Raw genomic sequence first — 12,575 nt, 5'->3', positions numbered from 1 at the left:
CATTTGGACAAAATCCATTATTTAATTTCATTAGATGATGCTTCACTAGGATCTGCTACAGTACTAGTTATTTCTTTAGCATCAACACTCTCTGGTACTACGCTACCTTCTACTTCAGAAGCTACTTTAGGCTCCTCAGCTTCAGGTTCTTTTGTTGTACCATATTTGTAAAGATTATCTACCGCTTTCGCATCGATTGTTTCCTCTTCTAACAAAGCATTTGCCATGTCATGTAAGAATTTTTCATTATCGCTAAGAAGTTTTGTTACATCTTTATAAGCTTCTTCTACGATACGATGAATTTCAGAGTCGATTTTCGCAGCGATTTCTTCACTATAGTTGCGCTCATGGCCTAGGTTTTTTCCTAAGAAGATTTGTTCTTGTTGTTCACCAAACACGATAGGACCAAGCTCATCGCTCATCCCCCAACGCGTTACCATAGCGCGAGCAGTATTAGTTACACTTTGAAGGTCCCCAGAAGCGCCTGTACTGATTTCATCTAAAATCAAGGCTTCTGCAATTCGACCACCAAGAGCAACTCGAATATCTGCTAATAATTGAGATTTTGTTTTGTAGTTTTGTTCCTCAGTAGGAAGCATCATAGTGTAGCCACCAGCTGCACCACGAGGAATAATCGTTACTTTATGAACAGGATCTGCATGAGGCAATAGATGTGCCACGATAGCATGACCAGATTCATGGTATGCTGTCAATTTACGATCCTTATCGCTCACAATATGACTGCGGCGTTCAGGTCCCATACTAACTTTTTCACTGGCTTCTTCAACTTCAGCCATAGTAATTACTTTTTTGTTAAGACGAGCCGCCAAAAGAGCTGCTTCATTTAACAAATTGCTCAAGTCTGCACCAGTAAAGCCTGGAGTTTTCTTCGCAATTATTTTCAAGTCTACATCATCAGCCAAAGGCTTATTACGAGCATGAACTTTCAAAATTGCTTCACGGCCGCGTAGGTCTGGACGACCTACAATAACTTGACGGTCAAAACGACCTGGACGTAAAAGTGCAGGATCTAGAATATCTGGGCGGTTTGTTGCAGCGATAGTAATAATACCTTCGTTGGCACCAAAGCCATCCATTTCAACGAGCAATTGGTTTAATGTTTGTTCACGTTCATCGTGACCACCACCAAGGCCGGCACCACGTTGGCGACCAACCGCATCAATTTCGTCTATAAAGATGATACATGGGGCGTTCTTTTTCGCTTGTGTGAAAAGATCACGCACACGAGAAGCACCAACACCAACGAACATCTCTACAAAGTCAGAACCAGAAATCGTAAAGAATGGTACCCCTGCTTCACCAGCAACAGCTTTAGCAAGTAATGTTTTGCCTGTACCTGGAGGTCCTGCCAATAATACACCTTTCGGAATTTTAGCACCGATAGTTGTAAATTTGCCTGGATCCTTTAAGAACTCTACTACTTCTTCTAATTCTTGTTTTGCTTCTTCAGCGCCAGCTACATCTTTGAAGCTAACCTTTACATTGCCTTCACCCATCAATTTAGCACGGCTTTTACCAAAGTTCATCACTCGGCCACCGCCACCTTGCGTTTGTTGCATGATGAAGAAGAATAATACTACCAAGATGATAATCGGAATAGCAGAACCTAACAAGCTCATCCACCAAGCAGGTTGCTCAGGTGGAGCTGCAGTAATTTCTACACCATTATCTTGTAAAGTTTTGATTAATGTTTCATCAGTTGGCGCATAAGAATTGAATTCTGTTCCATTTTTTAGTTTACCTTTAATACCATGATCATTGGTAATCGTTACGGACTCAACCTTTTTCTGTTGTACTTGTTGAATAAATCCTGTATAACTGAGTTCAGATTTATTCGCACTTTGACCAGAGAAAGCGTCAATGGCGATAACGAAAGCGGCAATGATAAGTAAATAAAGGACGATATTTTTAGTAAATCGACCCAAAATATTACCCCTTTCAATAATAGTTTAGTGGCATAAACGAATTGAGTACATCTCGTTGAGAGATGCACTCATATATTATATCATATTTTTAATCTTGATACATTTCTTCCTTTAAAATACCTATATAAGGTAAGTGTCGATATTTTTCTGCATAGTCTAAACCATAGCCGATAACAAAGTAGTCAGGAATGACAAAGCCTACATAGTCTACTTCTACATCCATTTTACGGCGTTCAGGCTTATTCAATAACGCTGCAAGGCGTACACTTTTAGCTCCACGGGCATGTAAATTTTCTAGCAAGTAATGTAATGTTGTACCCGTATCTACAATATCTTCTACAACGAGTACATGCTTTCCTTCTACAGAGCGATCCAAATCTTTTAAAATTCGAACTACCCCTGTACTTGTTGTACCGCTGCCATAGCTAGAGCAAGAAATAAAATCGAAGCTTACATCCACATTCTCATCGATAGAACGAGCTAAATCTGTAAAAAAAACGATAGCACCTTTCAATACCCCTACGAGAACTACGGATTCCCCTTTATAGTCAGCACTGATTTGATGACCTAATTCAGCCACACGTGCCTTTAATTGTTCCTCTGTATATAAAATATCTTTTGCATCTTGATGCATCTATATGACCTCCGCAATTCATATTAATGTTTGCAATATACTTTTATTGTATCACATTGAGCACTTACTTTTATACTTTTTATATTGAAAGTTTTCTTTTCCCCAGTGTTAACAATGTCGAGTAATTGCTCTTGATGAGCAGTGGTAAGCTTGATTTCAGGATCAAAGATGCTCACCAGTCTTTGCCACAATCGACGTTGGATAGCCAACGGCTTCTTACGTAACCCCCTACGAGATATAAACGCGCCCTCATCAGAGATAGTTACTAACTCATCAAACGCCATATCCGTTAAATTAGAAATAAGAGAAATGTCTTCGCGTACAGAAGCCCCTAGCCTTACTATAGCATCGATAACGATAGGATTAATGGCTTTTAACTCAGGTATAATGCGATGACGAATTCTATTTCTTTGATATCGCACATCCTCATTTGTACTATCTATACAGTAAGAAATATCTTTCTCTTTTAAATATAGAAGTAATTCTTCTTTTGTGACATCTAACAGAGGTCTTACTACTGGAACAATATAATCATTACTAACAACGGCCATGCCTGTCAAACCATTAAGTCCAGTCCCTCTAATAAGATGTGCTAAAATTGATTCTGCTTGGTCATCTTTATGATGAGCTACTGCAATATAGTCATACCCCTCAGACTGTGCTATACCGGTTAGCCATTGATACCGAACTTGGCGGCCTATAGTTTCCTCTGATAGCTTTTGAGCTTGACTCAATTTAGGCACGTCAAAGACAGCCGTATAAAATGGCAGTCCTAGCACGTCCGCTTGATTTCGTAACCATAGGACCTCATCCTTACTTTCAAGACGAATACAATGATCTACGATAGCAACTCCAAGCTCATATACTGTATGGCGATGTGTAGCAATATCTTGCAATAAATGCAATAAAGCCATCGAATCAGGACCACCAGAACAAGCTACCAAGATACGACAATTCTCAGGAAATATATCATGTAATTTTAAAGTGTGATTAACGGTTCGAATGAGTGCTTTCACATTCACGGGCCATCGCCTCCATACCATCTTGGTCGCTCACAAATACATGAGGGACCTCATAGGAATCCATAAAGGACGTTAAAATCTCTGCCCCAGCAACAATAATGTCGGCACGACCTGCCGGTAAACCTTTCACTTGTAATCTCTCATCACGACTCATATAGCGCAGTTTCATAATGATACCTTCTACAGTTTCACGGCTCAATTTATGACCTTGCACCTTTGTACCATCATAGTGTTCTAAGCCTAAATCAATAGCAGCCAAAGTTGTTAGGGTGCCACCAATACCAATAAATTCACCAAATTCACCTTCAATCATCATCGGATCCCAAAGGAAACGGGTTTCCTCCCACACTCGTTGAGGCCCTTCATCAGATATAGATTGAAGGCGTACTGCTCCCACAGGATAAGAACGACTCCAGTACACTCCATTTTTGTTACCTAATGCAAGCTCTGTACTACCTCCACCAATATCGATGGTCGTGTAATGACGTCCATCCTCTAATTGATTTCCTAAAGCGCCATAAAAGCCATACATAGCCTCTTCATCACCAGATAAAATTCGCCATTTCATAGGACAATACTCACTAATACGTTCCATGAATGCAAGTCCATTTGTCGCTTCGCGAACAGCGCTCGTAGCAAAACCAAAGCAATACTCAGCACCGTATTCATTTGCTATTTTTTTTATATCCGTAAAGGCCTGATAGGATGCTTCCATGGATTCAGCTCGCAAGGTACCATCTGTATTTCGTTGACCTAAACGGGTAGTCCACAACTGCTTAGGCTCATAACGCCACTCGTTATTCTCATAGGTAGCCAATAATAAACGTACTGAATTAGAGCCAATATCGATAATTGCTAACTTCATAATCGCTCCTTACATATACATAGCATTCTCCTAATACTATTATAGCGTTAATATTCTATACATAAGTAAAGAGATGGCGGAATGCCATCTCTCACTATTAATCTCGACGACCACCTCGGCCTCCGCGTTTTCCTTCGGTATTGCGTTTTAAGTCGTGTAATCGTTCATTACTATCGCGCAAGAATGATTTCATCTTCGCTTCGAAAGACTCTATACTTTGTTTCGATTGAACACGATGAGGACGTTTTTCTTCGTCCATACCCTCTTTAGATTGTGTTTGACGAATGGAAAGGCCAATTTTATTACCATCAATGGATAAAACCTTAACCTTTACCGGATCCTCAACCTTTAAAAGGGTATTAATATCTTCGACATACCCATGAGCTACTTCAGAAATATGAACTAACCCCGTTTGTTTTTCTCCTAAATCAACAAATACGCCGAATTTTGTAATACCTGATACGGTACCATCAATAATGTTACCAACTTCGATTGCCATGCAACCTCCTAATTAATGCGGAAACCTTAAACTACAAACTAATGCGAAGCAAAAAATAATAAAGTATAACCTATTTTACATATGGTACTTCACCAGGTTTTACCAATCCTAGCTCCTCACGAGCAACCCCTTCTATGGTCTTTGGATCTTGTAACCTGGCCTTTTCCTGTTCTAACTCTTCATTTCGCTGCTGTAACTCTTGCAATTGTTGCTCTATATGTTGTTTTTCTTGATATACAGCCACCAAGCGATAAGCCTGCCCTAACAGTAACAGCACCATAATCCCTATGCCAATTCGCTTGATCCACATGAGGATAATACGCTGATCCTGTGCTTTGCGATTAGGACGAACCCGTTTGCGCGGCCTTTTTGGGCGTTGTACATCCATAATGTCCTGAGTCATAATGTCCCCCAAATATTCATCATCTGTATACTGTCATTTTTAGATTATACCACATAACAGAGCTTGGGACTAAAGAAAATTACAGATATGTCTCATTAAGAACAATAACATAAATCCGTATAAATTTAAAACTCCATACGCAATTTTAGCTTTTTATACACGAAAGTAAACATCCACTTACATAGACTCAGCCTTTACAACATGTTCACGAATGACAGCACAAGAAGTTTTAAATAAGGCTAGCTCTTCATTGGTTAGTTGCAGTTCAAAAACATCTTCGATACCATCTTTACCAATAACAGCAGGAGTAGATGCAAATATTCCTTCTTCTCCATATTGTCCATCTAAATAACAGGAGCAAGGCAATACCTTCTTTTCGTCATGAAATACAGCGCGGATTAATTCTGTGGTAGCACTAGCAATCCCAAATTCCGTAGACCCCTTACCTGCTAGTACATGATAGCCACCAATTTTAACATCATCTAGTGTTTTTGCATGGTCAAGTTCAGGAAATCTATGGGGTAGCTCTCGATGTAACTCTAAAAGTGGTTTCCCTTGTACACAAATATGGGACCATGGCACCATAGTACTACCTCCATGTTCACCTAAGCAGTAGGCTGTAATAGAGCGATTACTAATAGTAAAGATATGCGCTAATTCTTTTTGCAATCTAGCTGAGTCTAGAGCTGTTCCCGTTGAAATGATGCGTTTAGGATTCCACTCAAGATGTTTACATAAATAGGTAGCTACCACATCAGCGGGATTAGAAATCGAAATGATAAAGCCTTTGAAGCAAGATTGCTTGATACGTGGAATAACATCTTTAAGTACAGCTACGGTTTCACCAAGACTCTCGAGACGATCTTGATACAAATTCGGCAAAGGTCCCGCACTAAAAACGAGAATATCACAATCTCCACATTCTTCAATAGGACCTGATGTAGCAGTTACTTGATGTGGAATATAGCTAACGGCATCATTAATATCCATAGCTTGCGCTTGAGCTTTTTTCTCGTCAATATCCATCATATATAATTCATCAACCTCACCTTGTAAGGCTAAAGAAAATGCTACATGAGAGCCTACATGTCCAGTACCAATAATACCTACCTTGCGTAACTTCATAAGAGCCTCCATACCTTAGCATAAAACGATAACATATCCTCAAATGCCAATTATTTAAATCACGTATATCCGTATATGATTTACCTTAATAGAATCATAACTCATTTAAATTCATCTCATCCAAATTGAGTGGGAACAAATCTTTTCCCTCCATCGCTTGAGGAGATTTTTCTAAATATTGTTTACGCATGGACCATAAGATATCCAAATCCTTAGGATCTAATTTGGATAAAGCATATATCATAGTAAAATCAGAACCATAATGCCCACGTAAACTATCAGGCACACCCTTAGAACCTTCACCACTAATGCGATTATTAAAAAAACCTTGGATACGACGATTATCTAAATCTATAATAATAAAACCTGATCCATCATACACATATAATGTATGATTAACACGTTTTAATGCACGTACTGTATTCGTAATAAAATACTGGTCCTTCAAATCAATGAGAGACGACTCATAACCAGAATGGTAAAAGTCACCATAATAATGGGCCCCTCCATCGGTAGAGTCCAACAAACTTTTAAATTCGTCTTGCTCATCATTACTGAAGTCAGACAATGCTTTTACCGTTGTTACATTCCGTAAGCCTCGTTGGTAATCATCCGATTTAGGAGGTTCTATATGTTGCCCTCTAAAGGTTATGGGCATCAAGCGAAGTGTATTATCAGATAAATTATAAATCCCTAGTCCTTCATAACCTAAGAAGTACACTTGTGAGCCACTGGTCTTCATCGCTAATATTCGTTTTGAAATAATGGCATCACTAGAATTAACCAGTGTATGCGCTTCCGGATCAATACGTACTGTTTTGCTATCATAATTTGCCCCTACTGCAAGCCAGTAGGATATCCCCATTATAATAAGTGCCAGTACAAATAATCCAATACGTTTTATATTCATCTACGCTCTCCATGACTCCCCAATCATAAAACGTAAAAGTATGCGTACAATATGTATCGTGTTTACAATGTATCTAACATTAGCTTATATACGATTCTAGCTTATACATCCAATTGAGATAATCGGTCGGCAACCTTAACCCCTTTATATGTGAAAGTTGGTAACAGCTGAGATAGCGGTTCTAGTACAAAATTACGATTCCAAAAATGAGGATGCGGTATCACAAGACTTTCATCACACAGAGAAATCATTTTCCCCTCTGTATCGTACACTAAAATAATATCCAAATCTAATGTGCGAGGGCCCCAATGAATCAATCGTTTTCGTCCAGCCGCCTGCTCTAATTGCTGAATAAGGCTGAGCATTTGATGTGGTTCTAGAGTGCTTTCACAAGACCATACGCCATTAACAAAGGTATCTTGTTCCGTATATCCCCACGGCTCAGTTTCAATAAGAGAAGAAGTGACTAGCTTAGAAATTGCCCCATGTTGTTGTAAGGATTGAAAAGCAGAATTGATGTAGTCACTCTTGTCCCCTATATTCGAGCCTACACTGATGTAATAGGTATACATCAAATTTGTCCTCTTGTAGTGATAACCTCAACATAATCCAAAATACCTGAAATCGGTACAGATGGTTTACGCACCGTTACAGAGAGACCTACAATACCTTGATAATGTTGATACAAGGAATCGGCGATAAGCGCCCCCAAGCGCTCTAGAAGATTATGTTTCTCACCCGTCATGATAGACTCTACAATCTCGTATACCTCTACATAATTGATTGAGTCCTCTAATTGATCACTTTGACCAGCCTTTGTTAGATCGGTTATTATTTCTACGTCTACAAAAAATCGTTGGCCTTGCTCTTGTTCGGATGCCAAGTTGCCATGGTACCCATAGAACGCCATATTTTTTAAAACGATTTTATCCATTATTCACCTCGTAATAGGCCATCCGCTACAGTTAAAGCGCGTTTATGCATTTTCACATTGTGAACACGAACCATATCGATGCCTTGGAATACACCTGTAATACAAGCAGCAACGGTACCTTCATCGCGTTCTTCCGGTGGCAATCCACCTAACATAGATCCGATGAAACGCTTGCGGCTCGGAGCAAGCAAAACAGGATATTCATGAGCTGTTAGCTCACCTAAACGCTGCATAACTTCAATATTTTGCTCTTCGGTTTTTCCAAAACCAATACCTGGATCAAGCCAGATTTGTTGAGGAGTTATTCCCTCCTTTAAGGCTTTATCGATGGCACAGAAGAAGAATGCTTTCATATCTTCAATGATATCACCATAATTTGTATCATTGCTATTATGCATGATAATAACAGGTACATTATATTTAGCCGCTACCGCTGCCATATCAGGATCATAATGTAATCCCCATACATCATTTAAAATATGTGCCCCTTTAGAGAAAGCATATTCTGCAGTTTTAGCATGATATGTGTCAATAGATACAGGCACTGTAGAGGCCTGTAAGACAGGCTCTATTAATAGAGATAAGCGTTCTATTTCCTCGTCTGCGGTCAAAGGTGTAGAACCAGGGCGTGTAGATTCAACGCCTAAATCGATAATATCTGCACCATCTTCAATCATTTGCTTTACATGCGCTGCTGCTGTTTCTGGTGTGTTGAATTGACCTCCATCAGAGAAGGAGTCAGGTGTACCATTCAGTATCCCCATAATAAGGGTTCGATCGCACAAAGATAAACTTTTGCCATCATTCCATGTATAATTTCTACGTTTAAACATTTACCTGTCCTCCGCCTAACATTGCCAACGCTTCATCTCTTAATGTGCCCTTTTCGGCTAATACGCCTCGGCTTTCTAATGTAATAACCTTTGAATCTTGCTGCATGGTACCTTTGATGAGCATACACAACTGAGTCGATGTAATGCGTACAAATACGCCATGAGCAAATAAATCATTCATAATCGCATCAGCTAATTCAGATGCTAACCGCTCTTGTAATTGCGGTCTACGGCTGAGGATATTCACGATATCCTGAAACTTACTAAGCCCTGCCACACATCCATCCTTAGGTTGGTACACGATATCTACGGTGCCAAAAAAAGGCAATAAATGATGCTCACACATGGAGTAAAACGGAATCCCTGTAACTGCTACGAGACCTTTATAGTCTGTACTAAAAGTCTCTCCCCATGCAGCTTTCGTGTCTAATCCTACACCGCTGAATAATTCACTATATAATTCTGTTACACGACTTGGTGTCTTCTCTAATTCTGGTGCCTCTGTATCAACAGATAAAGCCTCTAAGAATTGCTTTATCCCGTCCTTTGCACGTTGATTCATCGGTCCTCCTAAACAATCTTTGTCGTCCAATCCTCAATATTCCAAATATCCGTAACCCAACCTTGATAAAATTCGGGCTCATGACTAACCAGTACAATCGTACCTTTAAAATCACGCAATGCTCGGCTCAGTTCTTCCTTCGCATATATGTCTAAATGGTTGGTCGGTTCGTCTAACACCAACACATTGTACTTATTCTGCATGAGCTTACATAGGCGAACCTTTGCATTCTCACCACCAGATAATACGCGCATTTGAGACGTAATATGTTCATTAGTAAGGCCACAACGAGCTAACGCTGCACGCACCTCTGCATTCGTCATAGCAGGATAGTCATTCCAAATATAGTCTAACGCTGTTTCAGAATTGGATGGTGTATCCTCTTGGGCAAAATAACCTACTTGTAAGAACTCACCTTTTACCAACTCACCACTAACAGGCTTCAATAAACCTAAAATAGTTTTTAACAACGTAGTTTTACCTAGACCATTGACACCGCGAATAGCAATCTTTTTATTTCTTTCAATTTGAAAGTCTACTGGTCTAGTTAATGGTTCATCATAACCTAATTGCAATCCGAAAGCCTCTACGATAAAGCGACTTGGTGTACGGCCTTCTTTAAAACCAAAGCTAGGTTTAATATACTCTTTTGGTTTTTCCAAGATTTCCATCTTCTCTAAGCGTTTAGCGCGAGAGTTCGCCATACCGCGCGTTGCAACGCGAGCTTTGTTGCGTTGAATAAAGTCTTCCATACGCTCAATCTCTTGCTGTTGACGTTCATACGCCTTAGCAGCTTGCGCTTTTCTCACCTCGTAAGCAGCTTGGAACTGATGATAATCACCAGTATAACGCGTAAGCACCGCTTGTTCGATATGGTAAATAACATTAACTACGGAATTTAAAAACTCCATATCATGAGAAATCAAGATGAATGCATTTTCGTAATTTTGCAAATAGTTTTGCAACCATTGAATATGCTCTACATCAAGATAGTTTGTAGGTTCATCCAACAATAGAATAGTCGGCTTCTCTAGTAAAAGCTTTGTGAGCAAAACCTTTGTACGTTGACCACCACTAAGCTCTGTTACATCTCGGTCCAAACCGATATCCACAAGGCCCAAGCCTGCAGCCGTACGCTCAATAACTGCATCAATTTCATAGAACCCACGTTGCTCTAGAATCTCTTGCCACTCCCCAACTTGCTCGAGAAGCTTATTCATTTCATCTTCGGATACATCGCCCATGCGATTGTACGCATCATTAATGTTTTGCTCCATCACGAATAAATCGTCAAAAGCGCGCTGTAACACATCGCGGATGGTCATGCCCTTTTCAAGAACAGCATGTTGATCCAAATAACCAACCGTTACCTGATTGGACCATTCAATTTTGCCTTCATCAGGCGGCAATTTACCTGTAATGATATTAAGAAATGTGGATTTACCTTCACCATTAGCACCAATGAGGCCTACATGTTCACCTTTTAGCAAGCGGAATGATGCATCATCTAAAATTTGTCGCGCTCCAAAACCATGGGTTACATTTGAAACGGTTAAAACACTCATATCTATCTCCACCGGAATAAAAGCCGTCTTGTAGAAGACGGCTTGTTTCATACTTACTTAAATATTATATCTATTGTACCTTTTTGACCTCTATATGTCAAAACTTAGGCATCACGTAGCAAGGCATATCGCAAGGCTACAACAGCCATAATTTTAGCTCCTTTAATAGCTTGTGCCAATCCATAGTCAGAACCTGCTGCACAAGTGAATTCTGGCGTATGTGCTTCTAATCCCAAACCAATTTGCAACGTAGGCTGCGCCGTAGGCACTTCATAGGACACATTACCTACGTCAGTACTACCATCAGCCTCATCATCAGGCAATATACGAGGTATTTCACCAAACTCAGTCATCACATCCTTAAAGAGATCTAATAGCTTTTTATCTTGACGCATATCCTTGAAGAGCGGTTCATAGTGGTGCATCTCAACTTGAGCTCCATAGGATAAACCGATATCTTGAGCCGCCTTTTTGATAGCCGGCAAAATAATACCTTCTAAATCATCCACCGTACGCCCTCGTACAGTCATGCGAATCGTAGCCTTAGGAGTTACTACATTTGGTGCCGTACCAGCTTCGGTAAATATAGCACCTACAATAGCACCTTTAGGGAAGGTTTTCTTTAACTCTTTAACCCTTTGATAAAGATCTACAGCACAATCTAAGGCATTGATACCAGAGTCAGTGAGTGATGCTATATGACAGGAACGCCCATGGAAGGTAACCTCTAGGGGATGTGTCGCTAAGGATGTGCCCCCCACCTCATTTTCACCGCCAGGATGAATAATAAGCGCCGCCTCATAGCCCTTAAATAAACCAGTCTCTGCCATATATACCTTACCACCAATAGTTTCCTCTGCAGGACAACCAAAGAAAGTCGTCCCCCAATCCTGTGGCGCACTTTGACTGAAAGCAACAGCAGCACCTAAGCTCATCATGGCAATAAGATTATGACCACAACCATGACCGAGCTCAGGTAAGGCGTCATATTCTCCTAAGAATGCGATTTTATATTTAGCATTACCTCTATAGTCGGCTCTCAACGCGGTTTGTAACTCACGCATGTCGGCGAGACCTACTTGAGATATAAAATTCTGTTTTTCTAAGAATTGGTGAATTACCTTTACTGCTTTATGCTCATTCAAGCCCAATTCTGGATTATCGTGTAAATATAAGGAAATAGCACGTAATTCCGGTGCCATATTATCTATGATGGCACAGGCACGAGCCTCTCGTTCTTGTAGTGTCATAACTCCCCTTATTGTTATCTAATATCT

At 40.0% G+C, this 12,575-nt stretch carries 14 protein-coding genes; all 14 read right to left on the bottom strand.

All coding sequences use genetic code 11. The features are described 5' to 3' along the window. Window positions 1–17: 17 nt before the first annotated feature. The gene (gene ftsH / locus ACMKPP_RS00155; protein ID WP_004695418.1) at window positions 18–1,946 is read right to left on the bottom strand and encodes an ATP-dependent zinc metalloprotease FtsH; all 1,929 of its coding nucleotides are present in this window, start codon (window positions 1,944–1,946) and stop codon (window positions 18–20) included. Window positions 1,947–2,034: 88 nt separating this feature from the next. Beyond that, window positions 2,035–2,580, bottom strand: a complete 546-nt coding sequence (gene hpt / locus ACMKPP_RS00150; protein ID WP_004695416.1) for a hypoxanthine phosphoribosyltransferase — start codon at window positions 2,578–2,580, stop codon at window positions 2,035–2,037. A 23-nt stretch (window positions 2,581–2,603) separates the two neighbouring features. After that, window positions 2,604–3,602, bottom strand: coding sequence for a tRNA lysidine(34) synthetase TilS (gene tilS, locus ACMKPP_RS00145; protein ID WP_004695413.1), 999 nt, complete (start codon window positions 3,600–3,602; stop codon window positions 2,604–2,606). Next, window positions 3,571–4,467, bottom strand: coding sequence for a Ppx/GppA phosphatase family protein (locus ACMKPP_RS00140; protein ID WP_418369129.1), 897 nt, complete (start codon window positions 4,465–4,467; stop codon window positions 3,571–3,573). The genes tilS and ACMKPP_RS00140 overlap by 32 nt, the downstream gene beginning before the upstream one ends. Before the next feature lie 97 nt (window positions 4,468–4,564). Then, window positions 4,565–4,966, bottom strand: a complete 402-nt coding sequence (locus tag ACMKPP_RS00135) for a S1 RNA-binding domain-containing protein (protein WP_418369128.1) — start codon at window positions 4,964–4,966, stop codon at window positions 4,565–4,567. 70 nt (window positions 4,967–5,036) lie between these two features. After that, window positions 5,037–5,369: an FtsB family cell division protein gene (locus ACMKPP_RS00130; protein WP_156696957.1), complete on the bottom strand. Its 333-nt coding sequence runs from the start codon at window positions 5,367–5,369 to the stop codon at window positions 5,037–5,039. A 177-nt stretch (window positions 5,370–5,546) separates the two neighbouring features. Beyond that, a complete protein-coding gene (locus ACMKPP_RS00125; RefSeq protein ID WP_418369127.1) occupies window positions 5,547–6,494 on the bottom strand; it encodes an L-lactate dehydrogenase in 948 nt (315 codons plus the stop codon). Window positions 6,495–6,588: 94 nt separating this feature from the next. Next, window positions 6,589–7,404, bottom strand: a complete 816-nt coding sequence (locus ACMKPP_RS00120) for a hypothetical protein (protein WP_278457764.1) — start codon at window positions 7,402–7,404, stop codon at window positions 6,589–6,591. Between the two features lie 101 nt (window positions 7,405–7,505). After that, entirely contained in the window at window positions 7,506–7,976 is a 471-nt protein-coding gene (gene folK / locus ACMKPP_RS00115; protein ID WP_012864035.1) for a 2-amino-4-hydroxy-6-hydroxymethyldihydropteridine diphosphokinase, read from the bottom strand. Next, a complete protein-coding gene (folB, locus tag ACMKPP_RS00110) occupies window positions 7,976–8,338 on the bottom strand; it encodes a dihydroneopterin aldolase (RefSeq protein ID WP_316691857.1) in 363 nt (120 codons plus the stop codon). Before folB ends, folK begins: the two co-directional genes overlap by 1 nt. Next, complete coding sequence (gene folP, locus ACMKPP_RS00105; protein WP_418369126.1) at window positions 8,338–9,171, bottom strand: dihydropteroate synthase; 834 nt, start codon at window positions 9,169–9,171, stop codon at window positions 8,338–8,340. Before folP ends, folB begins: the two co-directional genes overlap by 1 nt. Next, window positions 9,164–9,733: a GTP cyclohydrolase I gene (gene folE / locus ACMKPP_RS00100; RefSeq protein ID WP_004698508.1), complete on the bottom strand. Its 570-nt coding sequence runs from the start codon at window positions 9,731–9,733 to the stop codon at window positions 9,164–9,166. The genes folP and folE overlap by 8 nt, the downstream gene beginning before the upstream one ends. Window positions 9,734–9,741: 8 nt before the next feature. Beyond that, window positions 9,742–11,298 carry an ABC-F family ATP-binding cassette domain-containing protein gene (locus ACMKPP_RS00095; protein WP_418369125.1) on the bottom strand — a complete coding sequence of 519 codons (1,557 nt, stop codon included), beginning with the start codon at window positions 11,296–11,298 and terminating at the stop codon, window positions 9,742–9,744. Window positions 11,299–11,402: 104 nt separating this feature from the next. Continuing rightward, window positions 11,403–12,548, bottom strand: coding sequence for an amidohydrolase (locus ACMKPP_RS00090; RefSeq protein ID WP_418369124.1), 1,146 nt, complete (start codon window positions 12,546–12,548; stop codon window positions 11,403–11,405). Between the last annotated feature and the right edge of the window lie 27 nt (window positions 12,549–12,575).

This window comes from Veillonella parvula (assembly GCF_048309325.1).
Lineage (GTDB): Bacteria > Bacillota > Negativicutes > Veillonellales > Veillonellaceae > Veillonella > Veillonella parvula_T.
Note: the sequence above shows the minus strand (reverse complement) of the source record. Positions and strands in the feature narration are given on the sequence as shown.

Excerpts from the sequence above, each read along its gene's own strand:
- hpt (WP_004695416.1), bottom strand. The coding sequence starts at position 2,580 with ATGCATCAAGATGCAAAAGATATTTTATATACAGAGGAACAATTAAAG.
- ACMKPP_RS00140 (WP_418369129.1), bottom strand. The coding sequence starts at position 4,467 with ATGAAGTTAGCAATTATCGATATTGGCTCTAATTCAGTACGTTTATTA.
- ACMKPP_RS00135 (WP_418369128.1), bottom strand. The coding sequence starts at position 4,966 with ATGGCAATCGAAGTTGGTAACATTATTGATGGTACCGTATCAGGTATT.
- ACMKPP_RS00130 (WP_156696957.1), bottom strand. The coding sequence starts at position 5,369 with ATGACTCAGGACATTATGGATGTACAACGCCCAAAAAGGCCGCGCAAA.
- ACMKPP_RS00125 (WP_418369127.1), bottom strand. The coding sequence starts at position 6,494 with ATGAAGTTACGCAAGGTAGGTATTATTGGTACTGGACATGTAGGCTCT.
- ACMKPP_RS00120 (WP_278457764.1), bottom strand. The coding sequence starts at position 7,404 with ATGAATATAAAACGTATTGGATTATTTGTACTGGCACTTATTATAATG.
- folK (WP_012864035.1), bottom strand. The coding sequence starts at position 7,976 with ATGTATACCTATTACATCAGTGTAGGCTCGAATATAGGGGACAAGAGT.
- folB (WP_316691857.1), bottom strand. The coding sequence starts at position 8,338 with ATGGATAAAATCGTTTTAAAAAATATGGCGTTCTATGGGTACCATGGC.
- folP (WP_418369126.1), bottom strand. The coding sequence starts at position 9,171 with ATGTTTAAACGTAGAAATTATACATGGAATGATGGCAAAAGTTTATCT.
- folE (WP_004698508.1), bottom strand. The coding sequence starts at position 9,733 with ATGAATCAACGTGCAAAGGACGGGATAAAGCAATTCTTAGAGGCTTTA.
- ACMKPP_RS00095 (WP_418369125.1), bottom strand. The coding sequence starts at position 11,298 with ATGAGTGTTTTAACCGTTTCAAATGTAACCCATGGTTTTGGAGCGCGA.
- ACMKPP_RS00090 (WP_418369124.1), bottom strand. The coding sequence starts at position 12,548 with ATGACACTACAAGAACGAGAGGCTCGTGCCTGTGCCATCATAGATAAT.